The organism is Pandoraea pnomenusa (assembly GCF_040391475.1).
GTDB classification, from domain to species: Bacteria; Pseudomonadota; Gammaproteobacteria; order Burkholderiales; family Burkholderiaceae; genus Pandoraea; species Pandoraea pnomenusa_C.
Genome location: NZ_JBEBXS010000010.1, coordinates 75,285 through 99,985 on the forward strand (window position 1 = coordinate 75,285; position 24,701 = coordinate 99,985).

The following is a 24,701-nucleotide window of genomic DNA, read 5'->3' on the forward strand; positions in this document are numbered from 1 at the left end:
CCTGCGGCAGCGCACCCCGATGTCAGAGCTTACTTCGAAGCGACGGACTCACCAATACGGAAGGCACCGCGCTCCTGCTCGTCGAGTTGGGCGAGCAGACCCGTTTCCCATGCCAGATACTGGCGCGCCGCCGCCTTGTTACCGTCGTGACGATCGTGCACGAAGAACAGGTAGTCGATGCATTCGGCATCCGGCGGCACATCGGCCGAGGCTTCCACCGGCTGGCCGGCGGCCTTCCACGCCTTCATGCCGCCCGTGAGCAGCGAGAACGTGCGCGAGTCCTGCGCATGCTCGCGCTGCCAGTCGGCCACGAACAACGCGGCGACGCCCGGCTCGTCGGCAACGATCACGATGTTGCGTGACGCAGGCAACTGCGGCAGACGCGGGCGAATCGCCCATTGCGCGCCAGGCACGTGCTCGCGACGGAAGGTCATGCTGGGGCGTACGTCGACCACCGCGACGCTGCTGGCGGCCAGCGCGGCAACGAGTCCGGCGGCATCGATCTCGGGCAACGCGACATCGGCGGATGCCTCACGAACCGGCAATGAGGCGCCGCTCGACAGGCCGTCGCGCAGCACGTACGCATCGTGCCCCAGTTGACGCAGCCAGCTCGCCACGATCGGCGCGCGAACACCGTCGTTGTCGAACAACGCGAGGCGCGCGTGACGCACCCCCACGTACTGATCCGTCGCCTGAATCAATTGACCGCCCGGCGTATGCTGCGCGCCCGGCAGCGAACCTGCCGCGAATTCCTCGGGGGTGCGCACGTCGCACAGGAACAGCGAACGCGACGTGTCCCGCGCCCATTCGGCGAAGGTCGCCGCGTCGACTTCCGGCACGGCGAAGCGCTCGGCCAGCGCGCCGCTCGCTTCCTGCATCTGCGCGAGGCTCGACGCCGCGACCGTGTCGGGATAGCGGCGCGTGCTGCCATGCTCCAGCGGCAGGTCTTCCAGATACCAGCCTTGCGTGCCGTTCTCCAGCGCCATCACCGGATTGGGAATGCCGAGATTGATGAGCGTCTGCGCCCCGATGATGCTGCGCGTGCGGCCGGCGCAGTTCACCACGATGGGCGTGGTCGCGTCGGGCACCAGATCGCGAATGCGATAGCCCAGCTCACCGTTCGGGCAGCAGATCGACGACGGAATCGTCATCTTCAGGTATTCGTTCACCGGACGACCGTCGAGGATCACGACGTTATCGCCGCGCTCGCGCATGGCAGCGAGTTCACGCGCCGTCACGCGCGGCGTGTGATACGCCATCTCCACCAGTTCGCCGAACGTCTTCGACGGCACGTTCACCCCGGCGAAGAGCGTGTAGCCCGCTTGTTGCCACGCGTTGGTGCCGCCTTCGAGCGCGTACACATCGGTGTAGCCGAGTTCGGCCAGACGTTGCGCGGCCAGTACCGCCACGCTCGCGTCGGTGTCGTAGACCACCACGCGTGCATCGCGGCGCGGCGCGAGGCGCACGATGTCGAGTTCGAGCCGGCTGTACGGCAGTGTCACGCCGTAGAACAGGTGCGCTTCGCCGTACTGGCCGTGCTCGCGCACGTCGAACACGGCGATTTCGGCGCCGTCGTGCTGCCATGCCTTCAGTTGGGCGGGCGACACGAATTGAGGAGTGAACGAGGTCATAGCGTTATGTCGGTTGTCAGCTGGGTTTTCCGCTCGGGGGCAGCCCGGTTATCGGCTCGGAATTGGGCTCGGAATTGGGCTCAGTTTTCGGCTCATTTCGTGGACCTCGCCCGGCCATTGCCAAAGCGTAGGGATGAGCGGGTCCGCACCGCCCGCCGGGGCGATGTGATGCATTGGCGCGGGAGGCATTCGCGCCGTCAGGGGTTCGCGATGGGCACGCCGCCGGTGGTATCTGGCGGGTGCCGTATCAGCCCGGCGTCAGCGACGCGTCTTCACGCCGATGTCCATGACCTGATACGTGCCCTTGGCCAGATCGAAGGTGATGCGCTCGGTGAGCGTCTCCAGCGCGCGGCCGTACATGTGCAGGTGGCGAATCGGGGCCTCGCCCTTGATCTCGACCGCATGAATGTCGTCCGACGCCAGCGCGATGCCGTTGCCCGGATCGACCACGACGGTGTCGCTCACTTCGAGCGTGCCGACGCCGGGCGTCTTGCCGTCGTCGGTGCGGCGATAGACGTAGTTGTATTCCACGCCGTCGACCGCCGCGATGCATGCCCACGTAGTGTGGTTGTGCGGGGTGATCTTCTTGCCCGGACGCATCACGTTCAGGTACAGCGCGTAGGTCTTGTCGGCGTCTTCGTGAATCAGATAGCGCGCCTGCAGTTCGCCGTCGGTCGGGGGCGGGAAGTCGGCTTCGCTCCACAGCGCGCTGCGCGCGGCGAGTGCCTTGACCTCGTCGAGGACGGCAGCCAGCGCGGGGCGCGTTTCACCTGCAGGGGCCAGGGCGGCCTTCATGGCGGCGATGGCATCGCCGACGACGGCCTGACGCTGTTCGGAAAGATTGGTCGTGGACATGATGAGAGTCTTCTCCGTAGTGCTTTGTTGGACGACGGCCCGGGTGAGGCGCTGTCTTCTGTCTTGGTGATAGGGGGTGTCAGGCGGTCACGGGGTCGCGCGGCACGCTGATCATCGGCGACGGACGCAACACGTCCTGCAGGAATCGCTGGGCACGCGCGTGCTTTGGCTGGCTGAAGAACTCGGCGGGCGAGGCGTCTTCGATCAACTGGCCCTGATCCATGAACCAGACGCGGCTCGACACGTCGCGCGCGAATCCCATCTCGTGCGTGACGATCATCATCGTCAGGCCGTCATCCGCCAGCGAGCGCATGACTTGCAGCACTTCCTGCACCATCTCCGGGTCGAGCGCGCTGGTCGGCTCGTCGAACAGCATGAGCGGCGGCTTCATGGCCAGCGCCCGCGCAATGGCCACGCGTTGTTGCTGACCGCCCGACAGGTTGGCCGGCATGGCGTCGATCTTGTGCGCGAGACCGACCTTGGTCAGCAACGTTTCGGCCTGTGCCACCGCTTCGTCGCGCGACATGCCCAGCACCTTGGTCGGGCCGAGAATCAGGTTCTGGCGCACCGACAGGTTCTGGAACAGGTTGAAGCTCTGGAAGACGAAGCCGATGCGCGCACGAAGCTGATTGAGCTTCACGTCGCGCGCGCTCACGTCTTTCCCTTCGAAGAGAATACGCCCCTTCTGGATGGCTTCGAGCCGCGTGACGGTACGGATCAGCGTCGACTTGCCGGAGCCGGACGGCCCGCACACCACGACGACTTCACCGCGTCCGATGGTGGCGTCGATCCCCTTGAGGACGTGATGTTCGCCGTAGAACTTGTCGACCTTCTCGAATGCGAGCATGGACATGGTCGCGTTCTCCTTCTTGGAACCTGTGCTTACGCCAGCCCCGCGCGCTGGCGGGCGATTCGACGCTCGAGCCAGCCGGCGAAGCGCGAAATGGCGAAACACAACACGAAATAGAATGCAGCGAGCACGAGGAACGTCTGCAGCGGTTTTGTCAGCACGATCGTATTGACCTGCGCGGCCGAATACGTGAGTTCGGGCACGCCGATCACATAGGCCAGCGACGTCGCCTTGATGATCGACACGAACTGGTTGACGATCGACGGAAGCATGTTCGCCAGCGCCTGCGGCAACTGCACGTAGCGCATGCTCTGCAGCCACGACAGCCCGTTCGAGCGCGCCGCTTCCATCTGCCCGCGCGGCAACCCTTCCAGACCGGCGCGCACGATCTGCGACAGAAACGCGCTCTCGTAGACGATGATCGCGCACACGGCGGTCGTGAAGGCCGACACCTCGGCGCCCACGAGCAGCGGCACCGCGAAGTACGCCCAGAAGATGATCATCAGCAGTGGAATGCCGCGCACCAGCCGCGTCCAGACACCGGCGACGCGTCGCATCCAGCGCCAGGGCGAGACTTGCGCCATGCCGATCGCGACGGCGATGGGAAACGAGACCACGAGGCCGAGCGCCGAGAGAATGAGCGTGATCGCCACGCCGCCGAGCGGGCCGTTGGGCCAGCTGCCGACGAGGAACAACGCGAGATAGTCATGCAGAATCTCGTACATCGACTCAGACTCCCGAGGGCGCCGTACGGCGTTTGGCGAAGTGCTCGGAGAGCGCCATCAGGGCAAGCGTGCCGATCAGGTAGAGGATCGTCGCCACCAGAAACACATCGAACGTCCGGAACGTGAGGTTATCGATCTGGCGCGTGCGATAGAGCAACTCGTGCACCCCGATGGCCATCGCCAGCGAACTGTTCTTGAAGAGCAGCAGCGCCTGGTTGAGCAGCGCGGGCAGCGCCACACGAATGCCCTGCGGCAGGATTACGTAGCGAAACGACTGCAGGTACGTCAGACCGATGGACCACGCGGCTTCCTGCTGCGTGTTCGGAATCGCACGCAAGCCGGAGCGCAGGTCTTCGGAGATGAAGGCGCCGGCGTTGAGCGCGAGTGCCACCGTCGCGAAGAAGAACTCGGTATTACCCGCGTTGATCCAGTCGCGCAGGCCATCGGGCAGGAGCTGCGGCACGCCGAAGTACCACACGAGAATCTGCACCAGCACCGGCACGTTGCGGTGGTACTCCACGATCACGATGACGAAGCCCTTGAAGAGCTTCACCGGCAGGGCGCGCAGCGTGGTGAGCACCACGCCCACCACGATCGCCAGCAGGCCCGAGACCACGAACAACCGCAGCGTGGTCAGTACCCCGTCGCGAAACAGCTTCAGGTAGCCGTCGTCGAGCAGAAACGAGAGATCGAACATTCTGTTGCGTCTCGCTTACTGCACCTTGATCGGCTCGACCTTGTAGTCGCGCGTGAACTTGTAGACCGACTTGCTGCCGAGCCACTTGTCGAAGCTCTCCTGCAGGCCGTTCGACTTGTCGTAGTCGACCAGGATCTTGTTCACCGCGTCACGCAGGGCCGGTTCGCCCTTGTTCATCACCACGCCCCAGCGCTCTTCGAACACCGGCTTGGTGATCAGACGGTATTGCTGGCCGCCCTTGGTGGCGGCTTCGTTGGCGAAGCGCGCGAGGATCAGTTGACCGGCGACGAGACCTTCCACCTTGCCTTGCTGCAGCGCGAGGAACGCCGACGAAATGTCGTGGAACGTGAGCAGATTCGAATCGGGCAGACGCGTCACCGACACCGCCGCAGAACTCGACCCTTCCGAGGCGGCGATCTTCTTGCCTGCGAGTTGATCGAGGTTCTGCACCGGCGACTCGGCGCGCACCAGCACGCGGATCGGGGCCACGAAGTATTGGTCGCTGAAGTCGACCTGTGCGGCCCGCGCGGGCATCCAGGCGACGGCGGCGGCGAGCACGTCCACGCGGCGCGTCTTCAGTTCCGGAATGCGTGCATCGGTAGACAGCGCGCGGTGCTCGAGCTTCACGCCGAGGCCCTTGGCGATGGCGTTGCACACGTCGACATCGAAGCCGACGATCTTGCGCGAGGCAGCGTCGGGGAACGCATACGGTTCGCTCGCGTTTTGCGTGCCGCAAACGAGCGTGCCGCGCGCCTTGATGTCAGCCAGTTGGTCGGCGTGCGCGATGCCCGTCATGGCGAGGGTCGCGAACAGCGCGGCTGCAAGATGTCGTTGCCACATGGTCCAGAGTCTCCTTGGATTCGATTTGTGAGGGCAAATCGATTAGCGGGGGACCGGTCGGCGCCGGTTTCGCCCCCGGTCACATAAATATTGCTTGAGTGTCAGGCAGGTTATCGACCAAAATTCCCAAGAACAATTTAATTTTTATCTCGGAAACATTAGCGTCTCTGAAGTATCGACGCAGACGACCATGCGGAATCTCGACATCGATTTGTTGCGCACATTCGTGGCGATCGCGCAGCACGAGACCTTTGCGGCAGCCGCCACGCGTGTCGGACGCACGCAGTCCGCCATCACGCAGCAGATGCAGCGGCTCGAACAGGAAATGGGTTGTGCGCTGTTTGAAAAGCAGGGGCGGCAGAAGACGATGACTGCCGATGGCGTGCGGCTCGTCGCGTATGCGAACAAGATTCTCGCGCTCAACGATCAGGCGGTGCAGGTCATGCAGACGCGCGGGCCTGCCGAGAAATTGCGGATCGGCTCGCCTCACGACGTGGCCGATTCGATTCTGCCGAGCATGCTGCGACGACTCTCGAAACTGTCGGCGGAATTGCAGTTGGAGATCATCGTCGGCCGCAGCCCGCACCTGATGGATGCGCTGCGCGACAAGGAACTGGATCTCGCGATTTCGACGCGCTATGACGAAGGGTTTCCCGGCATCAAGCTGCGCACGTCGCCGATGGTGTGGATCTGCGCAGACGACTTCATCTTCAACTCGGCGGCCCCCGTGCCGCTGGTGATGGCCGACGAGCTGAGCCTGTTCCGACGGTTGTCCATCGAACGTCTCAACGCGGCAGGGATCGCGTGGCGCACGAGCTTCATCTCCCCCACGCTCACGGGAATCAAGGCGGCCATCAGCGCCGGCCTCGGCGTGACGGCCCGCACCACCGAACTGCTCGACGCGAACATGCGCGTGCTCTCCGAAGCAGACGGCTTGCCGCGCCTGCCCGATGTCGCGTTCTATCTGTACGTGCAGCCCACGTGCACGAGCCAGGTGCTGCGCGAATTGTTCGAGTCGACGGAGCACATCGCCACGCGCTTCGGACCGCCGTTCCTGATCCCGGAATGACCGGAGGGACGGCCTTGGGCGCGACACCCCAAGGCGGTCCCGGTCTGCGTCGTTACGCCTTCGGCGCCGACCCCGGGCGCAGATAGGCCGTGACGTGGGCCACGTAATCGGCCTTGCCCAGTTCCACGCCGTGCTGACGCAGGATGGCGTAGGCCATGTTCGTATGGAAATAGAACTGCGCGAGCAGCCAGTCGCGCGCGTACTGCTCGCCGGTCATGTCGAAGATGACGCCGTTGGGCAGCGAGAGCGAGATGTCGATGTACTCGCCGGCGTCGAGCGCGTTATCGGGGAGCGTGTCGAGAAAGGCGATGGTGTCGGTCAGACGGGTCTTCGCGTCGGCAAACGTGCCCGGGTGCTGGTCGGCGTTCCAGCCTTCGTGCTGAAGCGCGAGCACGTGCTCGGGAATCGGTTCGCTGCGCAGGCGGTAAGCCGGCTCCATGGACTGATAACAGACGAAGCGCACCTGGGCGGCGAGCGGATACATGTCCGGTGCGAGACGCAGCGTCATCAGCGCGTCGGCGTCCTTGCCCTGCGACTTTTCGTAGGCTGCCGCCTTGTCGAGCCACGCAGACAAGGCGCGCAGCATATGAGAACACGTGGGAACGAGAAGTTCGGTCAACGTCATGCCACTCTCCGGTCGATGTATCGATACCTGGCGCCGAACCTGTTGTCGGCACCCAGGCAGCGGGCAGCATAACGCGATCCCGCCCGTTTCGCACAGCAGGATCGGCGCGAGATCCGATCGTTCAGAGGGTGGCGATGAGCAACTCTTCGGCGTTGCGCGGCGGATGCAAACCGTCGCTACGACCGGCGAAGTAGCGCTCGGTCAACGCCTCGGCCGAGACATGGCGAGCCGCCTTGAATCCGTTCTCACGGGCAAAGGCCATGATCTCCTGCGGCGTGAAGAACGAAATGAACGGCGTGCCGCTCGCCCGCGCCCCTTTCTCGGCCATCTCCAGCCCCGGACGCACCTCGGGATCGGCCATCTCCAATGGCAGCAGGAAGGTCATCGCCAGCGTGGAGCCCGGCGCGAACGACGCCACTTCGCGCAGCGTCGCGGCGTTGGCCTCGCGCGTCAGATACATGCTCACGCCGGTAGAAACGATCACCGCCGGTTTGCCCGGATCGAAGCCGTGCTGCAACAGGGCATCGCGCCACGACTGCCCGGCTTCGAAATCCACCGGCACGAAGCGCAACCAGTCCTGCACCCCATAGCCCAGCGCGATCAGCCGGTCGTGCTTCCATTGCTGCGGCCCGGGTCGATCGACTTCGAAAATCGTCAGCGACGACGCAAGCTCCGGACGCCGCTGCGCGAAGCTGTCGAGCCCTGCACCGAGAATCACATACTGGCTCACCCCATGCTGCATCTGCTCGATCACGAGATCTTCGATGAACCGCGCACGCGCCACGATGGATGCCCGGAACGGCCGTGTGAACACAGGATTCATGTCGCCACGCTCACGCCAGTCGTCGGGCGGCTCCAGCAGCTTCAGGCCGATGTCGTCGGCGAGCACGGCCGGCGGCGCGTCAGCCTCGAGATGCAGCGCGCGCCACAACGCAACGCGGGCGGCCGTACTGTCGGGAGCGATGTCTTTCGGAGCGGTCATGGCACATACCTCGGTGGACGATTGCCGGATGCGCCGATTCTTGCACACTGCCGACATTCGCGCCGGGCAATGATTCAGGACTGCCGATAGTGTTCCGTCATGAAGTCGATGAATGCGCGCACCGCGTCGCGCGCCGCCTCGGCCACGCAGGCATGCGCCATCAGCCCCGTAATCAGCAGGGTATCGATGCCCTGCGTCTTCATTCGCTTGTCGAGGTCCGTGCTCGCGAACACGCTCACCGACGTCTTCTGCAATCTTCGCGCGTTACTTGAAGAGAAGATGCGCGGCGCCCTGATAAGCGACGTACAAACCCACCAGAATGATGAGCGCGCTCGAGAAGTACGGTGCCTTTCGAGCGAACTCGCCGAAGCCGCTCCAGCGTCGCGACACATGACGCACACTCAGCGCCGCCAGCGTGCCCGACGCCACCATCGTCAGCGCCAGTCCGATGCTGAAACACAGCACAAGTCCTGCGCCCAGGGTGAAGCGCTTCAATTGCAGACAAAGCAGCAACACGGTAATCGACGCGGGACACGGCACCAGCCCCCCCGTCAGACCGAACATGACGATCTGACCGGTGGTGACGTTCTGGCCGCTGAATCGCTTCTCGATGTCGCGGGCGTGGGCGCGCTCGTGAGCGTCCTGGTAGCCGTCGACCGGCATCGCCGTCGACGCCGGAGTGGGCGAGGCGTGTGCGGGCGTTCGGGCTTGCACATGGACATGTGAATGCGTTTGGCCGGCACGGTGACCGTGAGCCGCTGCATGTGGGTGTCCGTGACCATGGTCGTGGTCGTGGTCGTGGTCGTGGTCGTGGTCGTGGTCGTGATGATGATGGCTGTGCTCCCCATCATGGGAATGGGAATGCGAATGCGCGTTGTCGCGCCACGTCCGCCACAACATCCAGCCCGCCACGGCAAGAATCAGCACCCCCGACGCCAGTTGAAAGTACGGTTCCGTGGCTTCAGCGTTCCAGTTGCGCCCGAAATACATGCCCGAGAGGGCGACTGCCCACACGACCGCCGTGTGCGACGCCGTAGCCGCCAGCCCGAGCAACACCGCCTGTCCGACAGTGCCGCGAATCGCGATGATGAACGCCGCCATCATCGTCTTGGAGTGCCCCGGTTCCAGCCCGTGCAGCGCGCCGAGCAATATGGCGCTTGGCACGAACAGCCACGCATTGCCTTGCTGGAGAAGTGTCGAAAACTCGGTCATGGCATCTTGGAAAGCGGGAAGGAAAACGGAATCCGAAATATACTACCCCCCAGTATATTCGTGTTAGCATTTTTCGCAATTCGATCGACACAGAACAGGAGCGCGACAGGCCGTGCACACGATTCGGGACAAGAGCAAGTTGTTGGCACGGGTGCGTCGCATTCAGGGGCAGACGCAGGCGTTGGAGCGTCAGTTGAACGACGAGGGCGACTGCGTCGAGATCCTCCAGCAGATCGCCGCCATTCGGGGCGCCGTCAACGGATTGATGGGGGCGGTCATCGAGGGCCATCTCGTCGATCACCTTGTCCATGAACCTGACGAAGCTCATCGTGAAGCCGAACTCGCCCCGTTGCTCAACGTCATCAAGGCCTATCTGAAGTGAACCACCCCGCCCCGATCCTCCGCTTCGAGAACCTCACCCAGCGCTTCGGCGATTTCACGCTGTTCGAGAACCTGAGCTTCCGTGCGGCGCACGGTTGCTTCGCGTTGCGCGACGAAGGCGGCGGCGGCAAGACCACACTGCTCGGCATGCTCGCGGGCACGGCCGACACGGGCGGGGGCCGCGTATGGATCGACGGCCAGTCCATGCAAGACGCGCCGGATGCGGCCAAGGCCGCACTCGCCGTGGTGCCGTTCGACTGTCTGACGGCGCCTGCACAGACAGGCCGGGAATTTCTCGAACAACGCGCCGCAGAGCGGGGCGTAACCGTGAGCGCGGACATTCTCCATTGGGCGGAACGCTTCGGCCTGATGCCGCACATGGAGAAGCGCTTCGACCAGATGTCGCTGGGCACGCGCCGGAAGTTTTATCTGACGGCAACCCTGTTCGGTTCGCCGCGTGTGATCCTCGCGGACGAGCCAAGTGGTGGTCTCGACGGCCCGTCACGAAGCGTGCTTATCGAACTTTTCACCGAACTCGGCCGGGATCGATGCGTATTCTTCTCCACGCACGACGATGTGCTGGCCGAAGGGTGTGGTGCACAGCAACTGGGCTTTCCGGAACTCTCCGATGCCTTCGTAAGCGATAGATAAGACCGGGTCCGCTCACCTCGCAGCCCCGTCCTGGAGAGATTTCGGCGCGTCACGTCGCTGTGCCATCATCCGTCCATTGCTTTCGACAACGGGAGACAGCCATGAGCGGCAAGTGGTTTTCGAAGTTCTCGAGCTACCTTTCCTCGGTCACCGGGCGTCCGGCCGCGTTCGTGCTGGCGGTCGCGCTGGTGCTCATCTGGGCCGTCACCGGCCCGCTGTTCCATTACAGCGATACCTGGCAACTGGTCATCAATACCTCGACCACGATTGTCACGTTCCTGATGGTCTTCCTGATCCAGAACACGCAGAACCGCGATACGGCGGCCATGCATATCAAGCTCGACGAGCTGATTCGCGCCATGGAAGGCGCGCATAACGCGTTGCTCGATCTCGAGGAACTCGACGAAAAGGAACTCCAGCGATTTCGCACCCGGTACGAAGCGCTGGCGAACGAGGCGCGCCTCGCGTTGCGCGACGGCACGCGCGACACGGGTTCTCCCTTCATCGACGAAAGCACCGGCGACGACGATCGCCGCGAGGCGCCGTCTGAGCGCCGTCACCCGTAGTCCTGCCGGCAGAACTCACCGCCCGTCGTGCCCCACGCCCACGCTGCCCTCCCGGCGTCTTTGCGCCGTTGAACGGCGCCCCCCCCGCATTGACTTCCGCTCATTAAAGTTGCGGCCGCATGAAGCCGTAAGCGCAGAGAGTGAAGCAGCAATGTCACCACGCGACGGCGCGGGCAGTACCGCCGGCGCGGTAGCCCCCCCGATCCACGGCTCGCTTGCGAGCCCACCGACGAAAGCTCATGAAAGTCACTACGTTGCGAACCCGGATTCTGCTCATTACCTGCCTGACGGTCGTCGGCGCGCTGATCCTGTCAGGCGTCACCACCTATGTGATCGTGCGCGGCAGCATGATGTCGAGCATCGCCCACACGCTGTCGGCCGTCGCGAACGGCAACGCCAGCGCCATCGAGCGCTGGTCCGCCGACAAGGCGCAGGCCGTCGTGGCGACATCGCAGGTTGTCGAGAAAGGCGATCCGGCCGGTCTCGTGAAGCTCATGGGCAAGACCAACGACTTCCCGATTACCAGCATCGGCTGGTCGGACAAGACCTTCTTCTCCACGGCGCCGACGCCGGCGGACTACGATCCGACCGCGCGTCCCTGGTACAAGAGCGCCGTTTCGGCGGGCAAACTCACCGTCACGAAGCCGTATGGCGATTCGTCGACGGGCATTCCTTACGTCGCCTTCACCGCCCCGCTCGTGCGCGACGGGCAGACCACCGGTGCCATCAGCGGCGCGGTTGCGCTCACCGGCGTGCAGGACATCATCAAGGCCGTGCACCCCACGCCGTCGAGCCTGGCGCTCGTGGTGGCCAGCGACGGTCAGGTAATCGCCCACCCGGACAACAAGTTCTCGCTCAAGCCGTCCACCGACGTGGCCGCCACGCTCACCGCCGAGTCGCTGCCGGGGCTCGCGAGCGAAGACGCCGCGCCCGTTCCGATGGAACTCGACGGCGCGCCCAAGCTGCTCAAGGCCAAGCGCATTCCGGGCACCGACTGGTATCTGGTGGTCGCACTCGACCGCGCCGAAGCCACCGCCGGCCTCACCCAGGTGCTCGGCGCCACGGTCGTCGCACTGATCGTGCTTACGCTGGTTGCACTGGTGATCGCCTCGATCTTCACGTCGCATGCGTTCAAGCGCCTGTCGATCGTGCGCGACGCGATGGACACCATCGGTTCGGGCGACGGCGACATGACGCAGCGTCTGGACGTGGTCGGCAACGACGAAGTGGCGCAGATCTCGAAGTCGTTCAACGCCTTCGTCGACAAGATCAGCTCCGTGATGTTCGACGTACGTTCGGGTGTCTCGTCAATGACCTCGGCCACCAGCGAGATCGAGATGGGTAACCGCGACCTGTCGCAGCGCACGGAAGCCTCGGCGGGATCGTTGCAGGAGACGTCGTCGGCCCTCACGGAACTCACCTCCAGCGTGAAGCAGACAGCGGACACCGCCGAGCACGCCACACGTCTGGCCAATGATGCGAGCGCCGCCGCCGCGCGCGGCGGTCAGGTCGTGACCGATGCCGTCGGCACGATGGCCGCCATCACGCAGTCGTCGGAACGCATCACGGAAATCATCGGCGTGATCGACGGCATTGCGTTCCAGACCAATATCCTGGCGCTCAACGCGGCCGTGGAGGCGGCGCGCGCAGGTGAGCAGGGCCGCGGCTTCGCTGTCGTGGCCGGCGAGGTGCGTACGCTGGCGCAACGCAGCGCGGCGGCCGCGCAGGAAATCAAGGCGCTCATCGAGACATCGGTGCAGAACGTGAAGAGCGGCACCGAGCGGGTGCAGGCGGCCGGCACGACGATGCACGAGATCGTCGACGGCATCGCGCGCGTGCAGCGTTTGGTGAGCGAAATCCACGGCGCCATGACCGAGCAGAGCGCGGGCATCAGCCAGATCGACCGGTCGGTCTCGGAGATGGATCAGGCCACGCAGCAGAACGCGGCGCTGGTGGAAGAATCGGCCGCGGCCTCCGCCATGCTCAGCGAACAGGCGCGCATGCTTGCGGAAACCGTGGCGCGCTTCCGTCTGCGCGAAGGGCATCACGTCGATTCGCGCGGCTTCGGCGGGGCACACGCGCCGTCGCTGTCGGTCGTCGGTAGCGCACAGCGGCTGGCCGCCTGACGCGATGTCCGGACAGGGAGCGCCTGCACGACGGCACGGGAAGGCGGCAGGAAGCCCAATTTCGTGAGCGAAGCATTCACAAAATTAAATTTTCCCGTTACAATCGCGCTCCCTTGCTGGACAAAGCCGACGTGGTGAAATTGGTAGACACGCTATCTTGAGGGGGTAGTGGCGAAAGCTGTGCGAGTTCGAGTCTCGCCGTCGGCACCAGAATTCGAAAGGCAGAAGAACATCGGTTCTTCTGCCTTTTTCATTTGTGGCGCGGTTTCCGGCCACCGCAGCACGAGCTGCGGCTTCTCATCAGGCGTACTTGCGACCGCGCGTTTCCGGCATCTTCAGGTAGACGACGAGCGAAATCGCGGCGCAAATCGTCACATACCAGTAGAAGTACGATTCGTGGCCGCTCGCCTTGAAGCGCAGCGCAACGAATTCCGTCGTGCCGCCGAGAATGGCGGTCGTCAGCGCATAGGGGAAGCCGACGGCCAGCGCGCGGATTCGCGGCGGGAAGAGTTCCGTCTTCGCCAGCATGTGGACCGACGTGAAGCCCGAGAGCATGACCAGCCCGGCGAACGACAGCGCGAATGCCGTGAGCGGGTCCTTCGTGTGGCTGAGCGCCGTGAAGAGCGGCACGGAGAAGAGCGTCGTGCTCACGCCGAAGATCATCAGCACCTTGCGGCGTCCGATGACGTCTGACAGCAGCCCGAAGAGCGGCTGCAGCGGCATGTACAGCAGCAGCGCGATCGTGGAGACGAAGGTCGAAGTCTCCTTCGACAGCCCGACCGAGTTCACCAGAAACTTCTGCATGTAGACGGTAAACGTGTAGAACGCGACCGTCCCGCCGATGGTGATGCCGATCGCGAGCAGAATCTGACGCCAGTGCGCGAACACCTCGCGGGCGATCGACGTCTCGCGCTTCTTCGCGCTGTCGACGAACGCCTCGCTCTCCGTCACGTTGCGGCGCATGTACAGCGCAAAGAGCGCCAGCACGCCGCCAAATACGAACGGAATGCGCCAGCCCCAGTGCTCGATCTGCGCGGAGGTGAACAGCACGCGCTGCATCAACAGCATCAGGCCCAGCGCGACGAGTTGCCCCGCCACCACGCTCACCTGCAGAAAGCCCAGATAGAAGCCCTTGCGATTCTCGGGCGCGACTTCGCTCAAATAGGTGGCGCTGGTACCGTATTCGCCGCCCATCGACAGCCCCTGCAGCAGGCGCGCCGCGATCAGCACGATCGGCGCGAAGATGCCGATGGTCGCGTAACCCGGCGTGAGCGCGATCATCATCGACCCGACGCTCATCGCCAGCACCGAGCCCGTGAGCGCCGCCTTGCGGCCGTGCCGGTCGGCGTACAGGCCGATAAGCCAGCTACCGAGCGGACGCGCCACATAGCCCACGGCGGCAATGGCTGCCGTGTTCATGAGTTGGACGGTCGGGTTGTCGCCGGGAAAGAAGGCTTTCGCGAAATAAATCGAAAAAATGCTGTACGCCAAAAAGTCGTACCACTCGATCAGGTTGCCGGCGAGGCCACCAACGATCGAGCCGAGCTTCACCGGCGCGCGCTCGCCGGATGCGGTTGCGGCGTCGGAAGCGGTTTGGGTTCGGGCAGTGTTCGAAGGGCGGGCGGCGAGGGAATCCGAGGGGGGCGTCAAAATCTGTCTCCAATACTTGTTGTCTGATGCAGTCGTGCCGTGATGCAGTACTGCGGATAATCCGGCGACGCCGCGTGAGGGGGTCACGCGGGCGTCGCTGTCCTGCTTGATTCGAAGGCGATGCGTGATTATTCGGCCGCGTACTGCTTGTCGAGTGCGTCGTAGAACGGCTTGTTCACGAGCCGTTGGCGTTCCGCGAACGGCACCACGAGCGACGGATCTTCGTCCAGGCGTCCGGTGTCGCGCAGCGTGCCGAGCGCCTTCTGCATGCCGAGCACGGCGCTTTGCAGCGCGGCGTTGGCGTACAGCACGATGCCGTACCCCAACTCGGCCAGACGCGCCTGCGATTGCGTCGGCGTCTTGCCGCCGATCACGATGTTGATCAACTGCGGGCGGTCGAACAACGCGGGCAGGCGTTCGATGTCAGCCAGCGTTTCCGTCGCCTCGATAAAGAGAATGTCGGCGCCTGCCTCGATGAAGCGACGACCGCGCTCGATGGCCGATTCGATGCCTTCGACGGCGGCGGCGTCGGTGCGCGCGATGATTTGCAGATTGCCGTCTTCACGGGCGTCGACGGCCGCGCGAATCTTGCCGACCATCTCGTCGGCGCCGATCACGGCCTTGCCGTTGAAGTGGCCACACTTCTTGGGCAGCACCTGATCTTCGAACTGGATGGCGTCGGCCCCGCTGCGCTCGAGCACACGCACCGTGTGACGCACGTTGAGCGCGTTACCGAAGCCCGTATCGGCGTCGACGATGATCGGCAGCGAGACGGCGTCGCGCACGCGCGCGGTGTGCTCGGCCATCTCTGCCAGACCGACGAACGCGAGATCGGGCATGCCGAGCGACATGTTGGTCACGCCGGCACCGGTGAGGTACAGGGCCTCGAAGCCGGCGTCTTCGATGACGCGTGCCGACAGGGCGTTAAAGGCGCCGGGCACGAGCAGCCCCTGGCGGGCTTCGACGTTGCGGCGGAATTCGGCGCGGCGTTGTGCGGTCGCGGTGGTCATGGCAAAGGTCTCCGTAGGCGGATATCGGTAAATGGGACATTTGTTCGCAAGGGCTGTGCCAGCCGGGTGCGCCGTTGAGAACGTTTCGAAAATTGACGCCGAATCATGGACTTGCGCTGGGAAGCCCGTTGCATGCGGATATGGCAGAATTCACGGACGACATTTGAAACGTTTCATGAAACGCTTTTGAAACACCTTTGAAACGGTGTTCGGAACGGGCCATCGGAGACGTTCGGAGACACTGCCATGCCCCCCAGCCTCACCGGCGCCGCTGCGCCATCCCCAGATTCGCGCACCCGACGCCCCGGTATCGCGCTCGTCAGCATCAGCCGTTTGCAGACCCTGTGCGAGACCGTGGCGCCGCGCTATACCGATCGCGCACGCTTTTACTCGGTGCGCGAGGGCTACGGGGCAGCCGTTACGGCGTTGCAGTCATACGTCGAGTCGGGCGCGGTCGATGTCGTGCTCGCGGCCGGATCGAACGGCGCGTATCTGCGCGAGAACCTGTCGGTGCCGGTCGTCACCGTGAAGGTCAACGGTTTCGACGTGCTCAGCGCCATTACGCGTGCGACGACGACGTGGCCCGATCAACCCCTCGGGCTGGTGCTGCACGAGACGGTCTCGCGCGAGCTGGACGACCTCGGGGAATTGCTCAAGATCGAGCTGCGTCAGTTGGCGTACCGATCGGTGGACGAAGTGAAGGCGGCCGTCGACACGCTCGCCGCGCAGGGATGCAAGGTCATCATCGGGCCGGGCATGGCATGCGATCTCGCGCAGGAGGCGGGGCTCGAACACGTCTTCCTCTATTCGCTGGGTGCGGTGGAGGAAGCGTTCGAGCGTTCGGTGGAATTGGCGCGTGTGAGCCGGGAGAAGGAATCGAAACGCCTGCGGCTGAACACCATCGTGGCGCACATGCGCGACGGCGTCGCCGCGTTCGACGACAGCGGGCAACTCGAAGCCGTGAACCCGGCGATGTTCTCGCTGCTGGACGTGGATGCCGCACGCGTTGTCACGCATGCCGCGCGTCAGTTCGAACTCACGCGCAAGCTCGGGCCGATGCTGCGCGAGCTATCGGAGAGCGGCGTGGCGATCGAAGAGCGTCTGGCGCACATCGACGGCCGCGCTTTCATCGTCAGTTGCGTGCCCATCTATGAGCACGGCACGCGCTCCGGCGCCGTGGTCACGGTGCAGGATGCGCAGATGGCACAGCGCATCGACCGCTCGTTGCGCACGACGCAGCGCCCCAGGCATCTGGTCGCGAAGCATGAACTGGCGGAGCTCGTCGGGGAGTCGCCGTCGATTCAGAAGGTGAGACGCCTCGCACGCGCGGGGGCGTCGCATGATGCGACGGTGCTGCTGACCGGCGAGAGCGGCACGGGCAAGGAGCTTGTCGCGCAGGGGATTCACAACGCGAGCGAGCGACGCGGCAATCCCTTCGTCGCCTTCAACTGTGCGGCGTTGCCCGAGGGGCTCATCGAGAGTGAATTGTTCGGGCATGACGAAGGCGCATTCACCGGTGCGCGGCGCGGTGGCAAGGCGGGGCTGTTCGAGATCGCGCACACCGGCACGATCTTCCTCGACGAGATTGGCGAGATGCCACCGGCACTGCAAAGCCGGTTGCTGCGCGTGTTGCAGGAACGCGAGGTGATGCGGCTGGGATCGGGGCGTCCGGTACCGGTGGATGTCCGGGTGATCGCCGCCACGCACCGCGATCTGAACGCGCTGGTCGCGCAAGGGCGATTCCGTGCCGATCTGTATTTCCGTCTGAATTTGTTGCAGGTCACGCTGCCCGCCCTGCGCGAGCGACGCGAGGACATTCGTCTGCTGGCACAAACGCTGCTCACGAGAAGCGCGGCGCAATACGGCCTCGATGCGCGTGCGTCCCGACGCGTGCTCGAAGCCCTTGCGCCCCTGTTCGACGGCTACGACTGGCCCGGGAACGTGCGAGAGCTGGAGAATCTGCTGGCGCGCGGCGCGATTTATCTCGACGGTGACATGGCGCAACACTCGCAGACGTTGCAGGAGGTGTTTCCGGAGTTGCTGCGTCTGGGCACGAAAGCGCGAAGCGTAAGTGAAGCGCAGGAGATCCCGCTGCGCGAGCCGGTCACGCGTGAAACCGCGCTCGCGGCGTTGCACGCGTCGGGCGGAAATCGCGCAGCCGCGGCCAGAGCGCTCGGCATCAGCCGCACAACGTTCTGGCGTCTCATGAAGCCGTCCATCGCGAAGGTGGAAAACTGTCCATAACGGTGCGAAACGCATTTCGATGCACGACCGCGAAAGCCAACGACCACGGGGCGTGCAATGCAAAAAAGGCGTTGCCCGCGAGGACAACGCCTTCAATTTTGCGATGCCATGATCGTGCGCTCCCGGTCGGAGCGCGCGATGTTCGCCTCGCTTAGATCACCCCTTGCGCCAGCATGGCGTCGGCGACCTTCACGAAACCGGCGACGTTGGCGCCGTTCACGTAGCTGACCGTGCCGTCGGCGCGGCGGCCGTGATTCAGACACACTTCGTGGATGCTGCGCATGATGTCGTGCAGACGTGCATCGACTTCTTCACGCGGCCACGAAATACGCATGGCGTTCTGACTCATCTCGAGGCCCGACGTCGCCACACCGCCCGCGTTACTCGCCTTGCCCGGCGCATACAGAATGCCGTGCTTTTCGAATCGCTTCGCAGCTTCGTTGGTCGACGGCATGTTCGCGCCTTCCGCAACACAGATCACGCCGTTCTTGATGAGCGTGGCGGCATCGTTCTCGTCGAGCTCGTTCTGCGTGGCGCAGGGCAGCGCGACATCGACGGGCACATGCCACGGACGCTGGCCCGGCAGGAAATCGATACCGGTACGCTCCGCGTAGTCGCTCACACGGCCGTAGTGATGGTTCTTCACATCCATCAGTTCGGCGAGCTTTTCGGGGGTGAAGCCCTCTTCGTCGACGACGGTGCCGCTCGAATCCGACACCGTGATGACCTTCGCACCGAGCGCCATCGCTTTCTCGACAGCGTACTGCGCGACGTTACCCGAACCGGAGACGCTCACGCGCAGGCCGTCGAAGCTGCGGCCGGTCTGCTTGAGCATTTCCTCGGCGAAGTAGACGGTGCCGTAGCCGGTGGCTTCCGGACGAATCAGCGAGCCGCCGAACGACAGTCCCTTGCCCGTGAAGACACAGTCGGCGCGGTTCGACAGCTTCTTCATCATGCCGGCCATGAAACCCACTTCACGCCCGCCCACGCCGATATCGCCGGCAGGCACGTCCGTGTCGCTGCCGACGTGACGGAAAAGCTCCGTCACGAATGCCTGACAGAAACGCATGACTTCACCCGGGCTCTTGCCCTTCGGATCGAAGTCGGAACCGCCCTTGCCGCCGCCCATGGGCAGCGTGGTCAGCGCGTTCTTGAACGTCTGTTCGAAGGCGAGGAACTTGAGGATCGAGAGATTGACCGACGGGTGGAAGCGCAGGCCACCCTTGTACGGACCGATGGCCGAGCTATGTTGAATGCGATAGCCGCGATTGACCTGGACGTCGCCGTGATCGTTGACCCACGACACGCGGAACATGACGATGCGCTCCGGCTCGACGAGGCGATCGAGCAAACCGTGTTCGGCGTATTTCGGATGCGCCGAAATGAACGGCCACAGGCTCTCCATCACTTCGGTGACGGCTTGCAGGAATTCGGGTTGACCAGGGTTGCGCTCAGCGGTGAAGCGCAGGAAATCGTCAAGGGTTTGATATTTCATCTCGGATGCCCATCAATGGTGCTTATTCTTGTGCAGGAGATGCATTTTGCACCAATTAGGATCGCCAGATGATAGAAAAAGAAAAAAATGTCCCGAAATACGGCGGTTTATGCTGTGATTTCACGTAGTGCAAAGCATTTGTACTGTCGATGTCAGTACGTCCGCGAAACCCTCTCTGTGTAGTCCGGCGCCGGATGGCGCCCATTAGATCGCCGGTGTCTCCCACCGGCATTTGAAACCAGGAGCGAGCGCATGGCTGAAACTCTCATCAAGGTCGACCTGAACCAGTCCGCTTATGAAAATGAGCAGGTGCACAACCGTTGGCACCCGGACATTCCGATGGCGTGCTGGGTGAAGCCCGGCGACGATTTCATCCTGGAAACCTACGACTGGACCGGCGGCTTCATCAAGAACGATGACAGTGCAGACGACGTGCGCGACATCGATCTGTCGATCGTGCATTTTCTCTCCGGACCGGTCGGTGTGAAGGGGGCCGAACCCGGCGATCTGCTCGTGGTCGATCTGCTGGACATCGGCGCGAAGCAGGACAGCCAATGGGGTTTCAACGGCTTCTTCTCGAAGACGAACGGCGGCGGCTTCCTGACAGATCACTTCCCCCATGCGCAGAAATCGATCTGGGACTTCCACGGGCTGTATACGAGTTCTCGTCATATCCCCGGCGTGAACTTCGCCGGACTGATCCACCCGGGGTTGATCGGGTGCTTGCCGGATCCGAAGCTCCTCGAGACCTGGAACGCACGCGAGACCGGCCTGATCGCGACGGATCCGCAACGCGTGCCACCGCTGGCAAATCCGCCGTTCGCCGCGACTGCACATATGGGCAAGTTGTCGGGGGCTGCGCGTGAGAAGGCTGCGGCGTCCGGCGCGCGGACAGTCCCGCCGCGTGAGCATGGCGGCAATTGCGACATCAAGGATCTGTCGCGCGGCTCGAAGGTGTTCTTCCCGGTATATGTCGATGGCGCCGGGTTGTCCGTCGGCGATCTCCACTTCAGTCAGGGCGACGGCGAGATTACGTTCTGCGGCGCAATCGAGATGGCGGGCTGGGTGCACATGCGCGTGAATGTGATCAAGGGCGGCATGGAGAAGTACGGCATTCGTAATCCGGTGTTCCAGCCGAGTCCGATCACCCCCGCGTACAACGACTATCTGATCTTCGAAGGCATTTCAGTGGACGAGCAGGGCGGCCAGCATTATCTCGACGTCACCGTGGCCTATCGTCAGGCCTGTCTGAACGCGATCGAGTATCTGAAGAAGTTCGGGTATTCGGGCGCGCAGGCGTATTCGTTGCTTGGGTGCGCGCCGGTACAGGGGCATATCAGCGGTGTCGTGGACATTCCGAATGCCTGTGCGACGTTGTGGCTCCCGACACAGATCTTCGACTTCGATATTCGTCCGAATGCCGATGGGCCCGTGAAGCATGTGAAGGGCGGCGTGGACATGCCCTGCTCGCCCGATGTGGTCAAGGCTTGAGATCTTGAAGTCGGGATGCGAATTTTTGCGCTATGGCACTGAACGGAGGATGACATGCCGATTTACGACTTCGAATGTTCGGGCTGTGGGCCGTTTGTGGTGATGCGACGCATCGCGGATCGCGACGCGCCGTGCCATTGCCCCGATTGCGGGAATGAAGGCACGAGGGTGATTACGGCACCATCTCTCGCGTTGATGGGGAATGCCAGCAGGGTTGCCCATGCAACGAACGAGCGGGCGGCGAATGCGCCGCGACAGTCTGGCGAAGGGACGTCAGGCAGACATCGCCCCGGGTGTAGTTGCTGCTCGAGCGGAAAGGTGGGGTTGGCCGGGGTGAATCGAGACACGTCCACCGGCCTCAAACGCCCCGGTGGGAGACCTTGGATGATCAGTCACTAGGCCACCTATCGGGCGCAACGCCGGGAATGAAAAGGCCCCATGAGCATTTCGGCTCATGGGGCCTTTTTTATGTCTGCTGTCGCGCCTTGACGATTCATTCGTTCGGTAAATCAGTCGATTCGAATTGCGCAAGAAATGGCCCGACACCCCGCAGCTTAGAATCCATCCAGGAAATACCGGTGCAGTTAATACATTAAATGGATCCCGCCAGGATCCGCCCTGGAGACACGTCGATGGCAATGCAGATGGATTCCCTTTCCCCGCCGCGAGAAGCGCCGGCGGACGCGCCTTGCGCGCACACCCTTGCGATTGAAGAGGCCACCTATCGCAAGGTCGCGCGGCGGCTCATTCCCCTGTTGATGCTGTGCTACGTCGTGGCGTACCTCGACCGCGTCAACGTGGGATTCGCCAAGCTGCAGATGGCGAGCGACCTGAATCTGTCGGATGCCGTGTATGGCTTCGGCGCCGGGATCTTCTTTCTCGGCTATTTCCTGTTCGAGATTCCGAGCAACCTGATCCTGAATCGCGTCGGCGCGCGCGTATGGATCGCCCGGATCATGATCACCTGGGGCCTGATCTCGTGCCTGACGCTCTACGTCACGTCGCCTACCGGCTTCTACGTGATGCGCTTCCTGCTCGGCGTGGCCGAGGCCGGTTTCTTCCCCGGCATCATCGTCTATCTGACCTGCTGGTTTCCAGCGCACCGTCGCGCACGCATGACCTCGCGCTTCATCGTGGCGGTGCCGCTTGCCGGCATCATCGGCGGCCCGCTCTCCGGCTACATCCTCAAGACCTTCGACGGACTGCACGGCTGGCATGGCTGGCAATGGCTCTTCCTGCTCGAAGGCCTGCCCTCGATCCTGGTCGGCTTCCTGGTGCTCGCATGCCTCGACGATCGCATCGACAAGGCGAAATGGCTCACTCATGACGAGAAGACCCTGCTCGAACGCAACGTGGCCGCCGATAACGCCAGCAAGGACGATGTGCCGCTCACGGCTGTCCTCACCGACCGGCGAATCTGGCTGATCTGTGCGATGCACTTCTGCTTTGTCATGGGGATGTACGGCGTCGGGTTCTGGATGCCGACGATCATCAAGGGCGCCGGTGCCGTCGACCCATGGATGATCGGGTTGCTCTCTGCGATTCCGTCGCTTGCCGCCGTGGTCGTCATGCTCGGCGTGGCGCGCAACGCCGATCTGCGTCGCGAACGCCGCTGGCACACCGCAGGCCCGGCGCTTTGCGGCGCCGTTGGATTACTGCTGGCCGTGGCGTGGACCCACAATACGACGCTGTCCATGTTCGCGCTGTCGATGGCGACCGCAGGCATTCTCACGACCCTGCCACTCTTCTGGTGTTTTCCGACCGCCATCCTGGCCGGCACGGGTGCCGCCGCCGGCATCGCGCTCGTCAATGCGATGGGCAATCTCGCCGGGTTCGCCGGCCCCTACGCGGTGGGATGGTTGCGCGACGCGACCGGCACCGCGACCGCCAGCATGGTCATGCTCGCCGGGTTCATGGTGCTCGGTGCGATGCTGGCGCTGTGCGTGCCCGGGAAACTGGTCAATCGCTAAGGGGCGGCGACGGCACGCCGGACGCCGTCCGCCCGGCGTGCCAGCCCCTCTCTTTGCATTCTTCCGAAAATCCAATCAATCTATTTAGTCAACGCATAGATGCCTTGCTCGCGCGTGACGAGAATGTCATCAACCGACTCAGCGGCCGCTGCCCTTGCACGCGCCCACCGGTTCAAACCAAATAAATGAAGACAGGAGACATCATGGCAGAGCAAACCGCCCAGCCCAGGGTCGATAAGGCAAAGCAGGCGCGACGGGCACTCATCTCAAGCTGCGTCGGCACGTCGGTGGAGTGGTACGAGTATTTCATCTATGGCACGGCAGCGGCCCTCTACTTCGGCCCGTTGTTCTTCCCGAACAAGGATCCTTCGATTGCCCGGCTGATCGCCTTCGCGTCGTTCGGCGTCGCCTTCCTGGCGCGTCCGCTCGGCGCATTCCTGTTCGGCCACCTCGGCGACCGCATCGGCCGCAAGTCGACGATGATCTTCACGCTGGTGCTCATGGGCGTGGCCACCGGCGCCATCGGCCTGCTGCCGACCTACGAGAAGATCGGCATGCTCGCGCCGGTGCTGCTGGTCTCGCTGCGCCTGCTGCAAGGCCTCGCGGTCGGCGGCGAATGGGGGGGCGCCGTGCTGGTCGCAGTGGAGAATGCCCCGAAGCACAAGATCCGGCTCTACGGCGCCGCCCCGCAGATGGGCAGCGGCTTCGGGCTGTTCCTGTCGACCGGCGCGATGGCGCTCGTGGGCATGCTGCCGCCCGACGACCGTCTCGCATGGGGTTGGCGCGTGCCGTTCATCGCAGGCTTCGCGCTCGTGATCATCGGTCTCATCATTCGCCTCGGCGTCGCGGAATCGGAAGACTTCGAGCGCGTGAAGGCCGCCGGCAAGCGGGTGAAACTTCCCATCGCCGATTTGCTGCGTCACGCCAAGGTACCCACGCTGATCTCCACGGCGATGTCGGCCTCGTTCGCCGTCGTCTTCTACATGGTGGCCACTTACTTCGTCTCGTACGCCACCTATCAACTGAAGATGCCGCAGGCGACGACGTTCCGCCTGGTGATGATCGCCTCGCTGGTCGCGCTGGTCGCCTTCCCCATCGTCTGTTCCTATGCGGACCGCATCGGCGCGCATCGCATCTTCTTCTTCGGCTCGCTCTTCGCCGTCTTCGCCAGCATTCCGCTGTTCATGACGTTGAATACCGCCAACCCGGTGTTCGTCGGCATTGCGCTGTCGCTCGCGATGGTGTGCGGACAGGTCACGACGTACGGGGTGGTCGGCAGCATGAGTGCGGAGTTGTTCCCGGCGGAGTATCGGTACACCGGCGTGGCGGTGTCCGGCGCCATCGCCTCGATCATCTTCAGCGCACCCACGCCGCTTCTCGCCGAATGGCTGATGCGTGAGACGGGCTCCTGGGTCTACCTTGCCGGTATGGTGTCGGTGTCCGGCTTCGTGGCCACGCTCGGCGGTATCGGCTACATGAAGCGGATGCACCGTACCCACTCGGTCGGCTACGCAGGCGGCACGGCGTCAGCCAGCAACGATTCGATTTCCTCCGGGGGAACGGTCGTGGGCAACAGCGCAACCACCTGAACCCACGTCCGGTGCCGGCAAGACCGGTATCGACGCAACGGT

General features: G+C 63.7%; 22 protein-coding genes, 1 tRNA gene and 1 pseudogene. 11 read left to right on the forward strand and 13 right to left on the reverse strand.

Annotated features, from left to right (window positions below):
* Window positions 1-29: 29 nt before the first annotated feature.
* The 6 genes from ABWO90_RS12730 to ABWO90_RS12755 form a co-directional block, all read right to left on the reverse strand.
* The gene (locus ABWO90_RS12730) at window positions 30-1,631 is read right to left on the reverse strand and encodes a rhodanese-like domain-containing protein (RefSeq protein ID WP_353191603.1); all 1,602 of its coding nucleotides are present in this window, start codon (window positions 1,629-1,631) and stop codon (window positions 30-32) included.
* A 258-nt stretch (window positions 1,632-1,889) separates the two neighbouring features.
* On the reverse strand, window positions 1,890-2,486 hold the full coding sequence (locus ABWO90_RS12735) for a cysteine dioxygenase family protein (RefSeq protein ID WP_353191604.1): 597 nt from the start codon (window positions 2,484-2,486) through the stop codon (window positions 1,890-1,892).
* A gap of 79 nt (window positions 2,487-2,565) precedes the next feature.
* Window positions 2,566-3,333, reverse strand: a complete 768-nt coding sequence (locus tag ABWO90_RS12740) for an amino acid ABC transporter ATP-binding protein (protein WP_353191702.1) — start codon at window positions 3,331-3,333, stop codon at window positions 2,566-2,568.
* A gap of 35 nt (window positions 3,334-3,368) precedes the next feature.
* The gene (locus ABWO90_RS12745) at window positions 3,369-4,061 is read right to left on the reverse strand and encodes an amino acid ABC transporter permease (protein WP_353191605.1); all 693 of its coding nucleotides are present in this window, start codon (window positions 4,059-4,061) and stop codon (window positions 3,369-3,371) included.
* Between the two features lie 4 nt (window positions 4,062-4,065).
* On the reverse strand, window positions 4,066-4,758 hold the full coding sequence (locus ABWO90_RS12750; protein ID WP_353191606.1) for an amino acid ABC transporter permease: 693 nt from the start codon (window positions 4,756-4,758) through the stop codon (window positions 4,066-4,068).
* Between the two features lie 15 nt (window positions 4,759-4,773).
* Complete coding sequence (locus ABWO90_RS12755; protein WP_353191607.1) at window positions 4,774-5,598, reverse strand: transporter substrate-binding domain-containing protein; 825 nt, start codon at window positions 5,596-5,598, stop codon at window positions 4,774-4,776.
* A gap of 190 nt (window positions 5,599-5,788) precedes the next feature.
* Between ABWO90_RS12755 and ABWO90_RS12760 the strand changes: the two genes are divergently transcribed.
* Window positions 5,789-6,667, forward strand: coding sequence for a LysR substrate-binding domain-containing protein (locus ABWO90_RS12760; RefSeq protein WP_353191608.1), 879 nt, complete (start codon window positions 5,789-5,791; stop codon window positions 6,665-6,667).
* A 52-nt stretch (window positions 6,668-6,719) separates the two neighbouring features.
* Here the strand turns inward: ABWO90_RS12760 and ABWO90_RS12765 are convergent, their stop codons facing one another.
* The 4 genes and pseudogenes from ABWO90_RS12765 to ABWO90_RS12780 form a co-directional block, all read right to left on the reverse strand.
* Window positions 6,720-7,292, reverse strand: a complete 573-nt coding sequence (locus tag ABWO90_RS12765; RefSeq protein WP_353191609.1) for a DUF1993 domain-containing protein — start codon at window positions 7,290-7,292, stop codon at window positions 6,720-6,722.
* A gap of 121 nt (window positions 7,293-7,413) precedes the next feature.
* A complete protein-coding gene (locus tag ABWO90_RS12770) occupies window positions 7,414-8,274 on the reverse strand; it encodes a class I SAM-dependent methyltransferase (RefSeq protein ID WP_353191610.1) in 861 nt (286 codons plus the stop codon).
* Window positions 8,275-8,393: 119 nt separating this feature from the next.
* Window positions 8,394-8,528, reverse strand: a pseudogene (locus ABWO90_RS12775) (cysteine hydrolase family protein); the annotation flags it as partial.
* Between the two features lie 10 nt (window positions 8,529-8,538).
* Window positions 8,539-9,486: a nickel/cobalt efflux protein RcnA gene (locus tag ABWO90_RS12780; RefSeq protein ID WP_353191611.1), complete on the reverse strand. Its 948-nt coding sequence runs from the start codon at window positions 9,484-9,486 to the stop codon at window positions 8,539-8,541.
* Between the two features lie 112 nt (window positions 9,487-9,598).
* On the opposite strand from ABWO90_RS12780, the gene ABWO90_RS12785 reads away from it, so the two are divergent.
* The 5 genes from ABWO90_RS12785 to ABWO90_RS12805 all read left to right on the forward strand — a co-directional run bounded on the left by ABWO90_RS12785 (window position 9,599) and on the right by ABWO90_RS12805 (window position 13,420).
* Entirely contained in the window at window positions 9,599-9,868 is a 270-nt protein-coding gene (locus ABWO90_RS12785; RefSeq protein ID WP_353191612.1) for a metal/formaldehyde-sensitive transcriptional repressor, read from the forward strand.
* On the forward strand, window positions 9,865-10,518 hold the full coding sequence (locus ABWO90_RS12790; protein ID WP_353191613.1) for an ABC transporter ATP-binding protein: 654 nt from the start codon (window positions 9,865-9,867) through the stop codon (window positions 10,516-10,518). The genes ABWO90_RS12785 and ABWO90_RS12790 overlap by 4 nt, the downstream gene beginning before the upstream one ends.
* A 101-nt stretch (window positions 10,519-10,619) precedes the next feature.
* Window positions 10,620-11,084, forward strand: coding sequence for a low affinity iron permease family protein (locus ABWO90_RS12795; RefSeq protein WP_353191614.1), 465 nt, complete (start codon window positions 10,620-10,622; stop codon window positions 11,082-11,084).
* A gap of 239 nt (window positions 11,085-11,323) precedes the next feature.
* Window positions 11,324-13,210, forward strand: a complete 1,887-nt coding sequence (locus ABWO90_RS12800; RefSeq protein WP_353191615.1) for a methyl-accepting chemotaxis protein — start codon at window positions 11,324-11,326, stop codon at window positions 13,208-13,210.
* Between the two features lie 125 nt (window positions 13,211-13,335).
* A tRNA-Leu gene (locus ABWO90_RS12805) sits at window positions 13,336-13,420 on the forward strand.
* 90 nt (window positions 13,421-13,510) lie between these two features.
* Here the strand turns inward: ABWO90_RS12805 and ABWO90_RS12810 are convergent.
* Both ABWO90_RS12810 and ABWO90_RS12815 read right to left on the reverse strand, forming a co-directional pair.
* Window positions 13,511-14,860 (reverse strand): MFS transporter, encoded by a 1,350-nt coding sequence (locus ABWO90_RS12810; RefSeq protein ID WP_353191616.1) that lies wholly within the window; start codon window positions 14,858-14,860, stop codon window positions 13,511-13,513.
* A gap of 128 nt (window positions 14,861-14,988) precedes the next feature.
* Complete coding sequence (locus ABWO90_RS12815; protein WP_353191617.1) at window positions 14,989-15,870, reverse strand: isocitrate lyase/PEP mutase family protein; 882 nt, start codon at window positions 15,868-15,870, stop codon at window positions 14,989-14,991.
* A gap of 246 nt (window positions 15,871-16,116) precedes the next feature.
* Here ABWO90_RS12815 and prpR point away from each other — a divergent pair, with 246 nt between their 5' ends.
* Window positions 16,117-18,114 (forward strand): propionate catabolism operon regulatory protein PrpR, encoded by a 1,998-nt coding sequence (gene prpR, locus ABWO90_RS12820; protein WP_353191618.1) that lies wholly within the window; start codon window positions 16,117-16,119, stop codon window positions 18,112-18,114.
* A gap of 151 nt (window positions 18,115-18,265) precedes the next feature.
* Here the strand turns inward: prpR and gdhA are convergent, their stop codons facing one another.
* Entirely contained in the window at window positions 18,266-19,609 is a 1,344-nt protein-coding gene (gene gdhA / locus ABWO90_RS12825; protein ID WP_353191619.1) for an NADP-specific glutamate dehydrogenase, read from the reverse strand.
* A 252-nt stretch (window positions 19,610-19,861) separates the two neighbouring features.
* Between gdhA and fmdA the strand changes: the two genes are divergently transcribed.
* The 4 genes from fmdA to ABWO90_RS12845 all read left to right on the forward strand — a co-directional run bounded on the left by fmdA (window position 19,862) and on the right by ABWO90_RS12845 (window position 24,659).
* Window positions 19,862-21,100, forward strand: a complete 1,239-nt coding sequence (fmdA, locus tag ABWO90_RS12830) for a formamidase (protein WP_353191620.1) — start codon at window positions 19,862-19,864, stop codon at window positions 21,098-21,100.
* A gap of 54 nt (window positions 21,101-21,154) precedes the next feature.
* A complete protein-coding gene (locus tag ABWO90_RS12835) occupies window positions 21,155-21,499 on the forward strand; it encodes an FmdB family zinc ribbon protein (RefSeq protein ID WP_353191621.1) in 345 nt (114 codons plus the stop codon).
* 245 nt (window positions 21,500-21,744) lie between these two features.
* A complete protein-coding gene (locus tag ABWO90_RS12840; protein WP_353191622.1) occupies window positions 21,745-23,070 on the forward strand; it encodes an MFS transporter in 1,326 nt (441 codons plus the stop codon).
* A gap of 203 nt (window positions 23,071-23,273) precedes the next feature.
* Window positions 23,274-24,659 carry an MFS transporter gene (locus ABWO90_RS12845; RefSeq protein WP_353191623.1) on the forward strand — a complete coding sequence of 462 codons (1,386 nt, stop codon included), beginning with the start codon at window positions 23,274-23,276 and terminating at the stop codon, window positions 24,657-24,659.
* Window positions 24,660-24,701 lie beyond the last annotated feature (42 nt).

Excerpts from the sequence above, each read along its gene's own strand:
- ABWO90_RS12730 (WP_353191603.1), bottom strand. The coding sequence starts at position 1,631 with ATGACCTCGTTCACTCCTCAATTCGTGTCGCCCGCCCAACTGAAGGCA.
- ABWO90_RS12735 (WP_353191604.1), bottom strand. The coding sequence starts at position 2,486 with ATGTCCACGACCAATCTTTCCGAACAGCGTCAGGCCGTCGTCGGCGAT.
- ABWO90_RS12740 (WP_353191702.1), bottom strand. The coding sequence starts at position 3,333 with ATGCTCGCATTCGAGAAGGTCGACAAGTTCTACGGCGAACATCACGTC.
- ABWO90_RS12745 (WP_353191605.1), bottom strand. The coding sequence starts at position 4,061 with ATGTACGAGATTCTGCATGACTATCTCGCGTTGTTCCTCGTCGGCAGC.
- ABWO90_RS12750 (WP_353191606.1), bottom strand. The coding sequence starts at position 4,758 with ATGTTCGATCTCTCGTTTCTGCTCGACGACGGCTACCTGAAGCTGTTT.
- ABWO90_RS12755 (WP_353191607.1), bottom strand. The coding sequence starts at position 5,598 with ATGTGGCAACGACATCTTGCAGCCGCGCTGTTCGCGACCCTCGCCATG.
- ABWO90_RS12760 (WP_353191608.1), top strand. The coding sequence starts at position 5,789 with ATGCGGAATCTCGACATCGATTTGTTGCGCACATTCGTGGCGATCGCG.
- ABWO90_RS12765 (WP_353191609.1), bottom strand. The coding sequence starts at position 7,292 with ATGACGTTGACCGAACTTCTCGTTCCCACGTGTTCTCATATGCTGCGC.
- ABWO90_RS12770 (WP_353191610.1), bottom strand. The coding sequence starts at position 8,274 with ATGACCGCTCCGAAAGACATCGCTCCCGACAGTACGGCCGCCCGCGTT.
- ABWO90_RS12780 (WP_353191611.1), bottom strand. The coding sequence starts at position 9,486 with ATGACCGAGTTTTCGACACTTCTCCAGCAAGGCAATGCGTGGCTGTTC.
- ABWO90_RS12795 (WP_353191614.1), top strand. The coding sequence starts at position 10,620 with ATGAGCGGCAAGTGGTTTTCGAAGTTCTCGAGCTACCTTTCCTCGGTC.
- ABWO90_RS12800 (WP_353191615.1), top strand. The coding sequence starts at position 11,324 with ATGAAAGTCACTACGTTGCGAACCCGGATTCTGCTCATTACCTGCCTG.
- ABWO90_RS12815 (WP_353191617.1), bottom strand. The coding sequence starts at position 15,870 with ATGACCACCGCGACCGCACAACGCCGCGCCGAATTCCGCCGCAACGTC.
- prpR (WP_353191618.1), top strand. The coding sequence starts at position 16,117 with ATGCCCCCCAGCCTCACCGGCGCCGCTGCGCCATCCCCAGATTCGCGC.
- gdhA (WP_353191619.1), bottom strand. The coding sequence starts at position 19,609 with ATGAAATATCAAACCCTTGACGATTTCCTGCGCTTCACCGCTGAGCGC.
- fmdA (WP_353191620.1), top strand. The coding sequence starts at position 19,862 with ATGGCTGAAACTCTCATCAAGGTCGACCTGAACCAGTCCGCTTATGAA.
- ABWO90_RS12835 (WP_353191621.1), top strand. The coding sequence starts at position 21,155 with ATGCCGATTTACGACTTCGAATGTTCGGGCTGTGGGCCGTTTGTGGTG.
- ABWO90_RS12840 (WP_353191622.1), top strand. The coding sequence starts at position 21,745 with ATGGATTCCCTTTCCCCGCCGCGAGAAGCGCCGGCGGACGCGCCTTGC.
- ABWO90_RS12845 (WP_353191623.1), top strand. The coding sequence starts at position 23,274 with ATGGCAGAGCAAACCGCCCAGCCCAGGGTCGATAAGGCAAAGCAGGCG.